The organism is Paenibacillus sp. A3, assembly GCF_001399685.1.
In the GTDB taxonomy this organism is placed as follows: Bacteria; Bacillota; Bacilli; order Paenibacillales; family NBRC-103111; genus Paenibacillus_G.
This window is the reverse complement of the sequence record NZ_JTHN01000051.1, coordinates 1-14,095: the sequence shown is the minus strand read 5'-3', so window position 1 is coordinate 14,095 and position 14,095 is coordinate 1. Positions and strand designations below refer to the sequence as shown.

Annotated in this window: 18 protein-coding genes; 2 read left to right on the top strand and 16 right to left on the bottom strand. The window is 51.1% G+C overall.

All coding sequences use genetic code 11. From position 1 onward, the window contains the following. Positions 1–10 precede the first annotated feature (10 nt). The 4 genes from QJ48_RS07755 to QJ48_RS35705 all read right to left on the bottom strand — a co-directional run bounded on the left by QJ48_RS07755 (position 11) and on the right by QJ48_RS35705 (position 2,357). Positions 11–808, bottom strand: a complete 798-nt coding sequence (locus QJ48_RS07755) for an HAD family hydrolase (RefSeq protein ID WP_054973063.1) — start codon at positions 806–808, stop codon at positions 11–13. Positions 809–862: 54 nt separating this feature from the next. After that, positions 863–1,378 (bottom strand): hypothetical protein, encoded by a 516-nt coding sequence (locus QJ48_RS07750; protein ID WP_193394409.1) that lies wholly within the window; start codon positions 1,376–1,378, stop codon positions 863–865. A 260-nt stretch (positions 1,379–1,638) separates the two neighbouring features. Further along, on the bottom strand, positions 1,639–1,833 hold the full coding sequence (locus QJ48_RS07745) for a DUF896 domain-containing protein (protein WP_054973062.1): 195 nt from the start codon (positions 1,831–1,833) through the stop codon (positions 1,639–1,641). A 155-nt stretch (positions 1,834–1,988) separates the two neighbouring features. Next, the gene (locus QJ48_RS35705; protein WP_054973061.1) at positions 1,989–2,357 is read right to left on the bottom strand and encodes a LysM peptidoglycan-binding domain-containing protein; all 369 of its coding nucleotides are present in this window, start codon (positions 2,355–2,357) and stop codon (positions 1,989–1,991) included. A gap of 146 nt (positions 2,358–2,503) precedes the next feature. Here QJ48_RS35705 and lexA point away from each other — a divergent pair, with 146 nt between their 5' ends. After that, positions 2,504–3,124 carry a transcriptional repressor LexA gene (gene lexA / locus QJ48_RS07735; RefSeq protein WP_054973060.1) on the top strand — a complete coding sequence of 207 codons (621 nt, stop codon included), beginning with the start codon at positions 2,504–2,506 and terminating at the stop codon, positions 3,122–3,124. A gap of 411 nt (positions 3,125–3,535) precedes the next feature. Here lexA and glnA read toward each other — a convergent pair whose 3' ends face one another. The 8 genes from glnA to QJ48_RS07700 all read right to left on the bottom strand — a co-directional run bounded on the left by glnA (position 3,536) and on the right by QJ48_RS07700 (position 10,558). Next, a complete protein-coding gene (gene glnA, locus QJ48_RS07730; protein WP_054973059.1) occupies positions 3,536–4,873 on the bottom strand; it encodes a type I glutamate--ammonia ligase in 1,338 nt (445 codons plus the stop codon). Positions 4,874–4,966: 93 nt separating this feature from the next. Further along, entirely contained in the window at positions 4,967–5,380 is a 414-nt protein-coding gene (locus QJ48_RS07725; RefSeq protein ID WP_010494149.1) for a MerR family transcriptional regulator, read from the bottom strand. Positions 5,381–5,549: 169 nt separating this feature from the next. Beyond that, positions 5,550–6,800, bottom strand: a complete 1,251-nt coding sequence (locus QJ48_RS07720) for a methionine gamma-lyase family protein (protein ID WP_054973058.1) — start codon at positions 6,798–6,800, stop codon at positions 5,550–5,552. A 1-nt stretch (position 6,801) separates the two neighbouring features. After that, positions 6,802–8,127, bottom strand: a complete 1,326-nt coding sequence (gene hflX, locus QJ48_RS07715) for a GTPase HflX (RefSeq protein ID WP_054973057.1) — start codon at positions 8,125–8,127, stop codon at positions 6,802–6,804. Next, positions 8,124–8,405, bottom strand: coding sequence for a hypothetical protein (locus QJ48_RS07710; protein WP_054973056.1), 282 nt, complete (start codon positions 8,403–8,405; stop codon positions 8,124–8,126). Before QJ48_RS07710 ends, hflX begins: the two co-directional genes overlap by 4 nt. Before the next feature lie 282 nt (positions 8,406–8,687). Next, on the bottom strand, positions 8,688–8,849 hold the full coding sequence (locus tag QJ48_RS36745; protein ID WP_157261555.1) for a hypothetical protein: 162 nt from the start codon (positions 8,847–8,849) through the stop codon (positions 8,688–8,690). A 27-nt stretch (positions 8,850–8,876) separates the two neighbouring features. After that, on the bottom strand, positions 8,877–9,461 hold the full coding sequence (locus QJ48_RS07705) for a GNAT family N-acetyltransferase (RefSeq protein ID WP_082420403.1): 585 nt from the start codon (positions 9,459–9,461) through the stop codon (positions 8,877–8,879). 242 nt (positions 9,462–9,703) lie between these two features. Further along, positions 9,704–10,558, bottom strand: coding sequence for an AAA family ATPase (locus QJ48_RS07700; protein WP_237762841.1), 855 nt, complete (start codon positions 10,556–10,558; stop codon positions 9,704–9,706). A gap of 467 nt (positions 10,559–11,025) precedes the next feature. On the opposite strand from QJ48_RS07700, the gene QJ48_RS07695 reads away from it, so the two are divergent. Beyond that, positions 11,026–11,817, top strand: a complete 792-nt coding sequence (locus QJ48_RS07695; RefSeq protein WP_054973054.1) for a GNAT family N-acetyltransferase — start codon at positions 11,026–11,028, stop codon at positions 11,815–11,817. Positions 11,818–11,895: 78 nt separating this feature from the next. Here QJ48_RS07695 and tatA read toward each other — a convergent pair whose 3' ends face one another. The 4 genes from tatA to QJ48_RS07675 form a co-directional block, all read right to left on the bottom strand. Further along, positions 11,896–12,090, bottom strand: coding sequence for a twin-arginine translocase TatA/TatE family subunit (gene tatA / locus QJ48_RS07690; protein ID WP_025844320.1), 195 nt, complete (start codon positions 12,088–12,090; stop codon positions 11,896–11,898). Positions 12,091–12,185: 95 nt separating this feature from the next. Then, positions 12,186–12,842: a YdcF family protein gene (locus QJ48_RS07685; RefSeq protein ID WP_082420402.1), complete on the bottom strand. Its 657-nt coding sequence runs from the start codon at positions 12,840–12,842 to the stop codon at positions 12,186–12,188. Beyond that, entirely contained in the window at positions 12,842–13,231 is a 390-nt protein-coding gene (locus QJ48_RS07680; protein ID WP_054973053.1) for a Fos family putative thiol transferase, read from the bottom strand. The genes QJ48_RS07685 and QJ48_RS07680 overlap by 1 nt, the downstream gene beginning before the upstream one ends. Before the next feature lies 1 nt (position 13,232). Next, a complete protein-coding gene (locus QJ48_RS07675) occupies positions 13,233–13,928 on the bottom strand; it encodes a carboxylesterase (protein ID WP_237762840.1) in 696 nt (231 codons plus the stop codon). Positions 13,929–14,095: the final 167 nt, after the last annotated feature.

Genomic DNA, 14,095 nt, shown 5'->3' with positions numbered 1-14,095 from the left:
AGTGCTGATCCTAAGCTTCCAGAGAATCGATGATCTTCTGAATATCCCGGAGGCTCGTAATTTCGTGCGCAGGAGTAATCTCGTCTGCTAACGGGAGCCCATGGCGGTTAATCCACATATTCCGCATCCCGATCGAGTTAGAGCCCAAAATGTCCGTTGTCAGCTTGTCCCCGATCATGACGCCTTCCTCGGCCGAAATGCCAAGTAGCTGCATCGCATGCTCGAAAATCGATACTGCCGGCTTTCCTTCGCCAAACTCGCCTGAAATTACGATATGATCGAAATAAGGAGCAAGCTGCGGGACGCCCGCCAATTTCTCTTTTTGCAGATCAGGCGAACCGTTCGTAAGCAGAAGCAGCTTATACTTCCCTTTCAGTTGATCCAACACCTCGAACGTCTCTTCGTAAACGATCGGACGGCTTCTTCGCTCGGCCGGAAACATCTCCGCCAGCTTCAGTCCAAGCGCGGCATCTTCGATCCCCAGAGCCTTTAAGCCGCGCGTCCACGAATCCCGCTGATAAGACGGGGCCAACGATTGAAGCTTGCGGAACTCTTCCTGCTCTCCTTCGACAAACCGGGCCCACAGCCCTTCAAACGGATTAATTCCGATTTTTTTGGTAAACGGGAACGTCTCGAACGATTCATACAATGCCCGAGCTTCACGTCTTACCGCTTCCTCAAGTTGAGCAGGGTCGATCTCGTAATGCTTGGCGGCCTCGCTGCAAGTCGCCTGAAACGCTTCTTTCACGCTGCGCTCGTCCCAGAGCAGCGTATCGTCCAAATCAAAAAGCACCGCTTTGATTGCCATAAGCCGGATTCCTCTTTCTCCACTGTGATGTCGGTTCTGTCTTAAGATTCTTGCTTAAGATTCTTGCTTAAATGCCACTTGATTTTTTTGAGCAAACTCTTGAAGCTTTTCCTTCGCCGCATCTACGGGGAATTGATGATAAAATTTCGTATACCCCCAGCGGGCGCCTTTCGGCTTTAACGTAATCAAGATCGAATCCTTCGTCACGGAAATTTCGTCGATCATATCCGCACTCATGGTCCGGTCTCCGCCGAAACGACGGGAGGTCAGCGAATCCGGGCCTATTTTTAACAGCGGCCGACGGACCCAATAAATCAACAGCGCAAGGACAATGTAGCTTGCGCCCGTGAACCAGTACATCTGATCCTGTCCCGCTTGACCGCGGAATATAATGAAGCAGAAGATCCCGGTGGCGACCAGTATCATCGGCAGAAACCAGCTGCGTCCTTTGAAGGTAACTGAATTGTCGGAGCCGCTTGATTCTGCAATCGTTTCCTTTCCGCTCTTCTTGCGCTGAATGTTGGTTACTTTCGTATTTTTGCGAACCATGCGTTCCCATTTCCGTGACATAGCTGAGCCCCTTTGTCCATTCTTTCTACACTTATCGTAATCTCGCCGATCCCGATCGTTTTCGTCAACCGATACGTCTAAATACGCCAAAAAGTTGGAGCATCCAATATACCGCGCTTTTCCAGCGGCTACTAGATCATCCAACGTATCATGCATATCTCAATTGGATCTAATTCCAATCCCGGACTTGAACTCTGAAACAGACGATGTCGTTCCGGGCGCCCGGATACGCTGTATCCGTGAAGCAAGTCCCCTCTCCCTTACTTCTTCTCGTCCTCATCCACGAATTTAATGTTGTCCAGTTGAGAACGCAAGGAGGATTTAAAAGAATCGATATACTTTTTCCTAAGTGCGTTGCGCTCATCCATTTCTTCTTCCGTCAATCCTTCGGCTTTCGCCTTACGGGCCAACTCGTTGATCCGCTTAACGGTAATGTCGTGTTCCGATTCAATCATGCTTGTCCTCCCGGTAATGTTAGGTCTCCGTTCGCTAATCCACGAACGAGAAGGCTTCATATCAAATTATACTTTGACATTACCGGATTCGAAAGTCAAGAGATTGAGCCGAAGCCTCGTGGAAGAAATTCAGGAAAAACTATAACGGCTATGTATTATGGAAGCAGCAGCTTTTGTCCTTCGTGAATCGTTACGTTCTTCAAGTTGTTCAACTTCCTTATCTGAAAGACGTACTCTCTCAGATCTTGTCCTTTAGCCGCGTGCAAAGAAGCAATACTCCACAACGTATCGCCTTGAGTTACAACTACGTAAGCTTGAGCAGATACGGTGCTTTTGGCATAAGCGTCATCGTTCCCTACCCAAGCGGATACGGTACCTCCGACAAAGAGCAGCAGCATTACCGATATAACAAAAACCATGACTCGCACATATGTTCGGTTTTTTTTCACTTTGCAAGCGGGATCTATGGAGACAGCAGCCGAATTACGATTGAATTGAGCTAGCATTTGACTGTTCTGATACATAAATATCATCCCCCAAACATTTGTTCTGTTCTGAATTTAACACGAACAAACGTTTGTGTCAATCCATTTTTCGAACTTATGTTTGTACGAACTCCGGTTCTGTGTTATACTCCTAAGTAATGATTACCAAAAATGGAGTGATTCATATGGGCAAGATATCCACTCGCCAGCAAGCTATTCTGGAGTTCATCAAGAACGAGGTCAAAGATAAAGGGTATCCTCCGTCCGTTCGGGAAATTGGCGAAGCGGTCGGTCTTGCTTCCAGCTCGACGGTACACGGTCATTTGGAACGGCTGGAAAAGAAAGGGCTGATCCGGCGCGATCCTACGAAACCCAGAGCCATTGAGATTTTGGACGGCACGACCGGCGACGGGGCATTTGCTGTATCGGTTTCCCGTGTCCCGCTGATCGGACGGGTTACAGCCGGCGTACCGATTACCGCGACAGAGAACATTGAAGACTACTTCCCGCTTCCGACCAACTTCGTCGGAGACCATAACGTCTTCATGTTGAGCGTCATCGGCGAAAGTATGATCGACGCAGGCATTCGCAACGGGGACTTCGTCATCGTTCGCCAGCAGCAAACGGCCAACAACGGCGAGATCGTGGTCGCTATGACCGAGGAAGACGAAGCGACGGTCAAAACGTTCTATAAAGAAAAGGACCACATCCGCCTTCAACCGGAAAACCCGACGATGGAGCCTCTCCGTCTGAAGAACGTATCCATTCTCGGCAAAGTCATCGGCGTATTCCGCAATATTCATTAATCCTATTTTCACGTAATCAAAATCAAGACTCCTGATTGATTAGGGAGTCTTTTTTTGCGTCTGCCGGTCGTCCCGGCCTTTGGATAATCCCTCCCCCCGCCACCATCCATACTATGGTAAGCAGCGAATTAGACGGCAGTATTATCAAACCCCTGACTTCCAATATCTCTATCCTGGACAATTCGGAGAATTGGTATATCGTGATTTACGGAAGCTGGCGCTTGAACAATTTATCCAAGTCCGAGATCAAAGAAGCCTGTTCCATGGATGAGGTTCTCGCCTGCATACATCATTTATGTTATGAAAATACAATTAGACGATTGTACCTTCGTAGATCCTTTATTAAACGCACAAAAGCCTCTCATCATGGCTACACCATCATGAGAGGCTGCTGCTAATGCCCGCTAAGTATTAATAAAGGGTCAAGTACTGATCGCGTTCCCAAGCATGAACTTGAGTCCGGTAGATGTCCCACTCAATTTCTTTGAGCTCGACGAAGTGCGCGAGAGCATGATCGCCGAGCGCGTCGCAGATGACATCGTCGCGAAGCAGCTCATCGAGCGCTTGCTTCAGGTCGACCGGCAGGCTTGGGATGCCCTGTGCTTCCCGCTCCTCTTCGGACATCACGTAGATGTTCCGGTCGGTAGGAGCCGGCAGCTGCATTTTGTTCTTGATGCCGTCGAGCCCTGCTTTAAGCATAACGGCAAGCGCGAGGTACGGGTTGGCCGCCGGGTCCGGGTTGCGCACTTCCACGCGCGTGCTGAGACCGCGCGAAGCCGGAATGCGGATCATCGGGCTGCGGTTGCTGGCCGACCACGCTACGTAGCAAGGCGCCTCATAGCCTGGCACCAGACGTTTGTAGGAGTTGACCGTCGGGTTCGTAATGGCAGCAAAAGCGCGGGCGTGACGCAAAATACCTGCCATGTATTGTCTGGCCAACGTGCTAAGACCCAGCTTATCGCTTTCGTCGTAGAACGCGTTCTCTTTACCGCGGAACAGCGATTGGTGGCAGTGCATTCCGGAGCCATTCACGCCGAACAGCGGTTTCGGCATAAAGGTCGCATGCAGACCATGCTGTCTTGCGATCGTTTTGACAACGAGCTTGAACGTTTGAATCTGGTCGGCCGCTTTGATGGCGTCCGCATATTTAAAATCGATTTCGTGCTGGCCCGGAGCCACCTCATGGTGAGACGCTTCGATTTCGAAGCCCATCTCCTCCAGCGTCAGTACGATTTCGCGGCGGCAGTTTTCTCCCAAGTCCGTCGGAGCGAGATCGAAATAACCGCCTTGGTCGTTCAATTCCATCGTCGGGTTGCCTTTTTCGTCGGTTTTGAACAGGAAAAATTCCGGCTCCGGACCGACATTCATCGAGCTGAAGCCCATTTCCTCGGCTTCCTTCAGCACCGATTTCAGAATGCCGCGCGGATCGCCCGGGAACGGCCGGCCGTCCGGCAGGTACACATCGCAAATCATACGGGCAACGCGATCTTCCGTCACCCACGGAAAGACGACCCAAGTATTCAGATCCGGGTATAAGTACATATCGGATTCTTCGATACGAACGTATCCTTCGATGGAAGAACCGTCGAACATCATTTTGTTGTCGAGAGCTTTCTCCAGCTGACTCACGGGAATTTCCACATTTTTAATCGTACCGAGCAGGTCGGTAAATTGCAGCCGGATGAATCTTACATTTTCTTCCTTGGCGATGCGCAGAATGTCTTCCTTGGTGTATTGTTTATCCGTCACTGTACAATCTCCTCCTTAAACTATGAGACAAATTATCGGAGCGATGTCCGGTAAAGTCGCGAAAGCGCTACCGGAACAGGCCCCGGCACAGCCCTACTTACGGAAAAAGCGGGATAATTCGCCCTGAATCAGCGATACCTGATTCGGACGCTTGCCGCCGCCCAACAGCTGCTGCTTAAGCATTCGGTGCAGCTGCGTATCGGTCAGCTCCCGACGCTTGACTTCGGTTTGCTCGTTCAAGACGGTCGCTTCCTCGGAGTTTTTGTCGACCGGCAGCAGCACCTGCTTAATCCCGGCGATGTTGACTCCCTTTTCAATCAAGTCTTTAATCTCGAGCAGTCGCTCGACGTCGTTGAACGAATACAACCGCTGGTTGCCTCCCGTTCGGGCCGGGATCACAAGCTCGTGCTGTTCGTAGTACCGGATTTGCCGCGCGGTTAAATCGGTCAGCTTCATTACGATGCCGATGGGAAAAAGCGCCATATTCCTGCGGATATCATCACTCATGAACATCACTCCTAAGCACTTAGAACCTTACCGTTATTGTAACCTTGTTCAAAAAACGTGTCAAGTCATGTAAGGTTTTCGCCTTATGTCAACCCATATTACCGTATATTTTCTCACAAAAAATACGCGGATGACCTGCATCCGCGCATCGAATTACGGACAAACGATGTTATGACAGCAGTCCGCGGTCCATCATATTTTGGATCGCGGTCAGTACGCCCATTTTGCAATGCGAATACGTTAACCCGCCTTGCATATAGGCGATGTACGGCTCCCGGATCGGCGCATCCGCGGAAAGCTCGAGGCTTCCTCCCTGGATGAACGTGCCTGCAGCCATAATGACCGGATGCTCGTACCCCGGCATATCCCAAGGCTCCGGAACGACGTGGGCATCAACCGCAGCCGCCTGTTGAATCCCCTGTACGAACGCGATCAAATGCTCAGGCCCTGTGAATTGCACCGCCTGAATCAGATCCGTTCGCGGATCGTTCCAGCGCGGATGTGTCGTGAACCCAAGCTGCTCGAACACCGATGCGGCAAAAACCGATCCCTTGACGGCTTGCCCGACCAGATGAGGCGCCAGAAACAGCCCTTGGAAAATAGCCCGGGTCGTCCCCAGCATGGCCCCCACCTCACCGCCGATACCGGGCGCCGTCAAACGGTAAGAAGCCAGCTCCACATAGCGGCTCTTGCCCGCGATGTAGCCTCCCGTAGCCGCAAGGCCGCCGCCGGGATTTTTGATCAGCGAACCGGCCATTAAATCGACGCCGACCTCCGTCGGTTCGGTCAGCTCCGTAAATTCCCCATAGCAATTGTCGACAAATACAATGACGTCCGGCTTGATTTCTTTGACGAACCGCACCATCTCTCCGATTTGCGCTACGGTGAACGACGGACGCCAAGCGTACCCGCGGGAACGTTGTATGCCGATCACCTTCGTCCGAGGTGTAATACGCTCCGCAACCGCGGCAAAATCCGGGGAACCGTCCTCCAGCAAGGCGACCTCCTGGTAAGCAATGCCCCAATCCTGAAGCGAGCCTTGCCCGTCTTCCGGCTTGCCGATCACTTTATGCAGCGTATCGTAGGGCCGCCCGGTCATCATGAGCAGTTCGTCCCCCGGACGAAGCACCCCAAAGAGCGCCGTGCCGATCGTGTGCGTTCCTGAAACGAAATGCGGCCGGACAAGCGCGGCTTCGGCGCCGAACACGTCGGTGTACACCAGATCGAGCACTTCCCGTCCCCGGTCGTTATAACCGTAGCCTGTCGAGCCCGAAAAATGATAATCGCTCACTTTATGCTTTTGAAAAGCGCGGATGACCTTCCATTGATTCCGGTCAATCACGCGGTCGATCTCTTTCAATTTCCCCTCGATCTGCAGCTCGGCCTGCTCCATCAGGCCAAGCACCTTCTCCTTAAACATCCTACAGTGTCTCTCCCTTGGGTTCCTCTTGCGTTGGGCGCGCTTCATCGTAAGCGGCGAGCAGGTAACCGATTTTGTCGTATTCTTTGTTGTTCACCCGGACCTTGAACCGCATGTCTTCCCCATCCACTTCATTTTCCAGCACCTCGCCCACGCGATAAACGAGCGAGATCAGATCGCCTTTGTCCGCCGGTATGCGGTAGGTTCGGCTTGCGCCCATGAACCGGGATTCGATCAGCTCGACGAGGAGCTTTAAGTCTTCTTCTCTGTAAGCCGAGATACGGACAAACGGCCCGTCGGTCGTCAGCAGCTCTTTCTGCTCGGGGGAACAGAGGTCGATTTTGTTAAACAGCGTCACGCGTTCTTTGCCGTGTGCCCCCAGTTCTTCCAGCACTTGATCGACGACCTTCATCTGCGCGGCCATCATCTCGGACGAGCTGTCGACAACATGGAGAATCAGATCCGCCTCGCAAGCCTCCTCCAGCGTCGCCCGGAAAGCCGCGATCAGATCGTGGGGCAGATTTTGAATAAATCCGACCGTATCTGTGACGACGATCTCCATGCCTCCCGGCAGCTCAAGCGAGCGCGACGTCGGGTCGAGGGTCGCAAACAGCTGGTTCTCGACATAAACGTCGGCATGAGTCAATTGCCGCAGCAAAGTGGATTTTCCGGCGTTCGTATAACCGACCAGCGCCACTTGGAACACACCGGTCTTTTTGCGGCGCTCCCGGTGAAGGCTGCGGTGCCTAACCACTTCTTGCAACTGCCGCTTCAGCTCCGAGATTCGCTCGCGGATATGTCGGCGGTCTGTCTCCAGCTTCGTTTCCCCGGGCCCCCGCGTCCCGATACCTCCTCCGAGACGGGACAAGTTTTTTCCTTGCCCATACAGCCTCGGCAGCAAATAGCTAAGCTGGGCAAGCTCGACTTGAATGATCCCTTCCCGCGTCTTCGCCCGCTGCGCGAAAATATCCAGGATGAGCTGCGTCCGGTCGATAATTTTGACATCCAAAAACTGCTCGAGATTGCGTACCTGTGCACCGGACAGCTCCTGGTCGAAGATGGCGGTATTGCCGCCGGTCTGCTCCAGCATCGCTTTCAGCTCTTCGGCTTTGCCTTTGCCGATGAACCATTTGAAATCCGTATACTCCTTATTTTGCGTCAGCGTGCCGAGCACCTCGACCTGAGCGGTCTCGGCCAAGCTGATTAGCTCTGCGAGTGAATGTTCCGGATCATACAGTTCTTGTTTTTTAAGCTGCGGCGTGACCAGACTGACCAGCACCGCGCGATCTTGAATTTCTCCCGTTACTTCGTGAATCGTTTTTTTCATATAAGTTTAATTATCTCCTTTGGGGTTTTGCGCTCCAGCCTCACATCCTCCGGCCGGATCGTCTTGAGTTCCTGCCTTGAGGGCTGGGGATCGGACTGTTCAAGGAGACGCACCGCATGCTTGCGCATCCCCTTGTCGACTTCTTCCTCTCGACCTCCAAATTTTAATACAATTTTAATTTCATCTTCAAGGAATAAAACTTTTTCTATAAATACTTGAACAATATTCTTCTCAAAAAGCGAACAGCCCTGTTTAAGTTTGCTTACCATCTCTTTCATTTTAATTCTAATGATCTTTATTGGGTTTTATACCCGGTGACTCTCCTGCTGGCAAAAATGCAGCGCGAAAACGCGCCAAAACCTCCTACCAGCTCATGATGGTGGATGCTAATCCGACCCTACGATAATACTCAGCGATAAGCGCAGCGTCAGCTGTTATATTCGCCTCTTGATCTAACCTCTTCGTATATCTAATTCGCTATATTTAAATATTGTTTATGTTAAGGTTATGAATTGGATTTATCGCTATTGTAAAATAGCTCTCCATGATGATTCTCCGAGTTATGCATGATACTTACCAATAGGCGCATCCAACACCCATTCCAAAATTTCAATCTTCGCTTTAATTTCGTTTATTTCATTTTCGTTGTGCGCTTCGTCTAATCTTTGTACCATTTGTTCCAATTGAATTATCATTCGCTTAATCTGATCTTCGGATCTCATGAGCCAAACCTCCAAGGCTGTAATAAATTAGACTCCGTCGTTAAATCGATTCGGCATATGCAGCTCCCGAAATTCATGCTCCAATACGCTCATTATTATCGCATCGTGATATTGATGATTCCAATATAAGCAATCCCTTTGAATTCCTTCTCTTTTGAAGCCCAGCTTCTCGTAGACATGAATCGCTCTGTCGTTAAAAGCGTAGACACTCAGTTCAACCCTATGCAAATTCATTGTTCCGAAAGCATGGTGAAGCATGAGAAGCATCGCTTCCGTGCCGTAGCCTTTCCCTTGATTTGCTTGGCCCGCTATGGCAATCCGGATATTCGCACTCCGGTTTATCGGCTCGATGTCATTCAGCACTACTTCTCCCACAAGACGATCTGTCGCTTGGGAAATAATCATGAGGTCCACACGGCTTGAATCAGGTTTTGAGATATTTTCAATCCAACCGGCTGCCGTTTGTCTAGAAAACACTTTCTGCGTCCCCGTGAACCTGCTCGTTGTCGGATCGGACAAGTAAGCATAATAATCATCCAGATCATCCATTTCGATAGGCCGCAAGTAAATATGTTTTCCTTCCAAAATTTTGACTACTCCTTGTTTTCCCACGCCTTCGTCTTCCTCCTTAGCGAATTTCACTTTACTAAAACAGCATCCAAAATGTAAACTTTCTCATCCAAATCAAAATAAATTTGCACTATTCAAAAGAATCAACCCGATTTTACCATACAAACAAAAGCAAAGCACAGACAAACCGCTTCAGCCTTAGCCTCATCGGAGTGCTTGTCCCTTTGCAGCACAAAAAAAGAGGCATGATGCCTCACCTTTGCTTTAAAAGCGCAGCAATTCCGCTACGATGGTTTCAGGTTAAAATAGGAATCTTCCTCTGTTTTGCCATGAATATAAAAATCCTCATGCGTCAAATTTAGCAGGTCCTGCTTTGTCAGTTTTCTTGCTCTTCGAACCAGCCTTACAGCCTGAAATCGGATTGCTTTTTCGATCAGATTCCTAATGTGGCGGGCATTGCTGAAATTCAGATTCAATAACTTTTCTTGCATCAAGTGGTTCTTAATCTTATGAATGGCCTCGGGAAGAATAACATACTCCCGTTCCGCCGCCATTTGCTTCGCGATCTCGATCAATTGGTCTATCGTATAGTCGGGAAAATTAACCTGAATCGGAAAACGGGAAGGCAGCCCGGGATTCGTCTTTAAAAAATCCTCAATCTCTTTAGGGTAACCGGCCAAAATAAGAATAAAATCGTTCTTGTGATCCTCCATGGATTTTACTAAACAATCGATGCTTTCTTTGCCAAAGTCTTTATCTCCGCCTCGAGCCAGGCTGTATGCCTCATCAATGAACAAGATGCCACCGAGCGCTTTTTTGACCATTTCTCTCGTCTTCAGGGCAGTATGGCCGATGTATTCGCCAACCAAATCCGCTCTTTCCACTTCAATCAGATGTCCTTTGGAGAGCAGCCCCATGGATCTGAACAGCTTCCCGATAATTCTGGCTACACTTGTCTTTCCCGTACCGGGGTTGCCTTTGAAGATCATGTGATATACGTTGGAGCTAACCTGGAGCCCCTCTTGAGAGCGAAATTGCTTGATTTGCAAAATCGCATAAATTTGAAAAACAAGCTCTTTAATCTCGTCTAAGCCGATCATCTTGTCCAGTTCTTTGTAGATATCCGAAAATGCTTCCATGGCTTGCATGACGTCTTTTGAATCAACTTTTTCCTGCACGGAAAGCGGCTCAGGAGAAGTTGACTTAAAAACAACGTTGATTTGTCGGTCTCTCGTCGTAATGAGCCTGTTTGTCTCTGGAGTCATTTCATCACCTTCCCCTACCCTAATTAATAGTCGGCCGGAGGAAAATTTATAACTGCCCGAAGCAAACTAATGTTGTACTACGGCATTTGCAGCCAGTCAAGTCCGCTGCTGACGATCCGAGGAGCGGTCGTTTAACCCCCGGCCCCCGTTCTGATACAGGCTCCCCACACCTCCAGAGTCAGCTCGCTTCCATGTATGCGTTACATCTCCCGGAACGATTCAAATTTAATCATCGTCCTGCCCCTTTCTTTTCCCTGCGCAAAAAAATAAAAGGGTTGAATTTTTATTCATAGATATGTATATTCATAATAAAACTCTTTCAAAAGGAGGCCTTCGAACAAATGAAAGCACTACAAGATCGATCGATGTTCCGCCTCCTTGAACGATTGGCTTTGCGGACATGGCCGGCTCAATTGGAGCAGCCTTGCGAAGGCTGGATTCTTCGGGCATCCGATGGAGTGACGAAGCGTGCGAACAGTGTATGGACCATTGACGGCAGCGAGCAGTGGACCGAAAATGAAATGGCGATCGCCGATGTGGAAGCGTTCTATATGAGCCATCGCTTGACTCCGCGCTTTCATATCAGCGAAGCTTCGCCCTCTGGGTTGGACGAATACCTCGAGCGCCGGGGATATGTAAACGAAGTGCCTTGCTTCATGATGACGACGGACGTTGGTCAAGCGATACGGCGGACGGAGCCCGTGTACGGAAATTCACTGCGCGCCGTTGTCCAACCGTCGCATGACGCCTCTTGGCTGGGCCAATTTTTGGCACTGGAAGGCTTCGCCCCCGAGCTCTTGGAGTTTTACGCTAACCTCTTCTCCCGAATCGAGGCGCCGACCGCCTATGTAAGCATTATGGACCGTGACCAATGCGTCGGGACGGGAACGGCCGTCGCTGAAGACGGATGGTCCGGCTTCCTAAATATCGTCGTACATCCGCACCGCCGCGGTCAAGGCATCGGCAAGCGCATCGTTCACGAGTTGGCGTGTTGGAGCCGGGATCAAGGAGCAGACCGCTTATATTTACAGGTGATCGCGGATAATGCCCCGGCCATCCGGCTTTATTCGGGAGCAGGCTATGAGAAGCTTTTCGCCTATCATTATCGTATGAAGCCTATGGACAACCTTTAGCCGCAAAATGGACTACGAAAAACTCCCTCTATTCTAAGCTCAGAACGAGCATATGGTAGAGGGAGTTTGCGCCGGCACTCAGGCTTTCTTATCGTCCTGCGGCTTGTTATCGTCTTTATCCCCGGACACGAGTCCGCGGGTCGATTCCTTGAATTCACTGAGCGTCCGACCGAAGGCTCTTCCGAGCTCCGGAAGCTTGGACGGACCGAAAAGCAGCAGCAGCACGATGACAATCAGAAGAAGTCCTCCGATACCGATGTTTCCGAAAGGCAATGCAATCAACTCCTTCGCACCTGGAGATCGTACCTACATTATACCAGCTTGTCCCCGGAAAATAAACCGCTTCCGCCTTACGTTACCCGCAAGACTCAGGTGACCGGCCGGTATCCGAAGACAGACCGCATCTTGTCCCACTGCCATTTCGTCAACGCGAGCGTTTCCCTGCTCTTGTGCCAAACCATTGTCAGCACACTGGATTCCATCGGCGATACGGAAGGGGAATCGTAGCCCAGGAATCGCGCCATATCGAGCGCACGCACCGCATGATAGCGGTGAGTGACGATAACCGCCGAAGTCCAGCCGTGTTCCCGCATGATCGTTTGGCTGAACAACATGTTTTGCAGCGTGCTGCGCGCTTCGTTTTCCAAATAAATGGCTTCGCTCGGCACACCTTTCTCCACCAGGTAGTTGCGCATCCCCTCCGCCTCCGTCAGCAGCGAATCCGCACGGTCGTAGCCGCCGGACACGATGATGCGAGGGATAACACCGGCTTGGTACAGCTCGACCGCACGGTCCAGCCGTTCCTTTAACGCCGGACTCGGCGTCGTTTGCCATAAGGCCGCTCCCAGCACGATTCCAACGTCATGCACCGGCAGTTTCTCGTCTGGCAGAGTGGCCATCCGCCATTGAATGAAGCCGACCCACAAAAGCGCCACAGCGCTCAAGACGAGCATGAATCGGAACAGCTTGCTAACGGTACGGCGAAGCCCAAATGCAATCGGCTTTACGCGGTTCACCCCAGCCATCAAGACCACCCCTTCATACGTTCCGCTAAACTGCCGGTAAACAGCTCCAGCTCGGTGCCGTCCGGATCGAGAAAGTTGATGCTGTCCCCGCCTCCCCGCTCCAGCGGCCCCCTGACGATGGGAATGCCCGCCTGCTGCAGCTTACACGCTGCGTCATGGAAATCTTCTTCCGCTATGGAAAATGCAATATGGTCAACACCATAACCCGGCTTCTCCGAAGACTCGCAGCTTCGTTCGATCAAACATACCCATGCACTTCCCCATTCCAAATAAACGTCGAGACGGCCGCGATGAACGAGCTTCATCCCCAGCAAAGATTCGTAAAATAACAACGATTTGGGCAAATTCGATACGCGAATTGTCACATGATTGAACCCTATAGCTTTCAACTCAAACTCCCCTATGCTGTTCATTCGATGATTCCAAAAAGCGCGCAACAGCCGCGAATAGCTGCGGAGCTTCAGGCTCCAAGCAAATCATATGACGGGAATGCGGCATATAGAGCAGCTCTTTCTCGCCCCGGAGCCGGTTATATATATACCTGGCGCTATAGGGGTGAATGACCTGATCCTGCTTCCCTTGGACGACGAGTGTCGGCACGGAAATGCTCGGCAGCTCCTGCTGCTTCACATACCGGACCAGCTTCATGAACTGAACGGGTGCCGAAAGCGGTACGCTTTTCGGACGCTCCCAAGGCTCGCGCAGACCAGTGCGTACACGCTGCGCCAAATTGCGGATGAACTTTCCCGGACTCACATAAATGACCGCCGCGTTAAGCAGCACGAGACGGCGGACCGGAAAACGGTTAGCCACATAAGTGGAAAGCAGACCGCCCATCGAAAAACCGACCACATCGATCGTGCCGTACTGCCGGCCTAGCCGGTCCGCTTCTTCTGCAACGGCATTCAGCCAGTCCTGCCATTGAACGCCGCGCATCATCCGCAGTCCTGCGTCATGCCCCGGGAGTGTAGGAAGCACGCAAACGTAGCCCAGTTGGCGCAAATAATCCGCAAGCGGCTCCAGCTCAAACGGTCCGCCGGTAAATCCATGCAGCAGTAAGCAAACGCGCGGTTCGTGATTCGGCATGATCGACATTTCTCCTTAGGCCAGCGACTCAAGTTCTGCTAGATCATTTGGACTTCTCTTCTTAGTAGACGTAAGACAGGGGAGTTTCGTTTCAAATACATTCAGGTTTTCCGCCGGTCACTGGACGAATGCCCGATGAATGCAAAAGCAGCGTGGCATGCCACGCT

What these genes read in the sequence shown, in the direction of transcription:
- QJ48_RS36745 (WP_157261555.1), bottom strand. Translation starts at nt 8,849, where the DNA reads ATGAGATCCGAAGATCAGATTAAGCGAATGATAATTCAATTGGAACAA.
- QJ48_RS07720 (WP_054973058.1), bottom strand. Translation starts at nt 6,800, where the DNA reads ATGTTTAAGGAGAAGGTGCTTGGCCTGATGGAGCAGGCCGAGCTGCAG.
- hflX (WP_054973057.1), bottom strand. Translation starts at nt 8,127, where the DNA reads ATGAAAAAAACGATTCACGAAGTAACGGGAGAAATTCAAGATCGCGCG.
- QJ48_RS07710 (WP_054973056.1), bottom strand. Translation starts at nt 8,405, where the DNA reads ATGAAAGAGATGGTAAGCAAACTTAAACAGGGCTGTTCGCTTTTTGAG.
- QJ48_RS07755 (WP_054973063.1), bottom strand. Translation starts at nt 808, where the DNA reads ATGGCAATCAAAGCGGTGCTTTTTGATTTGGACGATACGCTGCTCTGG.
- QJ48_RS07675 (WP_237762840.1), bottom strand. Translation starts at nt 13,928, where the DNA reads ATGCCGAATCACGAACCGCGCGTTTGCTTACTGCTGCATGGATTTACC.
- lexA (WP_054973060.1), top strand. Translation starts at nt 2,504, where the DNA reads ATGGGCAAGATATCCACTCGCCAGCAAGCTATTCTGGAGTTCATCAAG.
- QJ48_RS07700 (WP_237762841.1), bottom strand. Translation starts at nt 10,558, where the DNA reads ATGGAAGCATTTTCGGATATCTACAAAGAACTGGACAAGATGATCGGC.
- QJ48_RS35705 (WP_054973061.1), bottom strand. Translation starts at nt 2,357, where the DNA reads ATGTATCAGAACAGTCAAATGCTAGCTCAATTCAATCGTAATTCGGCT.
- QJ48_RS07725 (WP_010494149.1), bottom strand. Translation starts at nt 5,380, where the DNA reads ATGAGTGATGATATCCGCAGGAATATGGCGCTTTTTCCCATCGGCATC.
- QJ48_RS07695 (WP_054973054.1), top strand. Translation starts at nt 11,026, where the DNA reads ATGAAAGCACTACAAGATCGATCGATGTTCCGCCTCCTTGAACGATTG.
- QJ48_RS07750 (WP_193394409.1), bottom strand. Translation starts at nt 1,378, where the DNA reads ATGTCACGGAAATGGGAACGCATGGTTCGCAAAAATACGAAAGTAACC.
- QJ48_RS07685 (WP_082420402.1), bottom strand. Translation starts at nt 12,842, where the DNA reads ATGGCTGGGGTGAACCGCGTAAAGCCGATTGCATTTGGGCTTCGCCGT.
- QJ48_RS07745 (WP_054973062.1), bottom strand. Translation starts at nt 1,833, where the DNA reads ATGATTGAATCGGAACACGACATTACCGTTAAGCGGATCAACGAGTTG.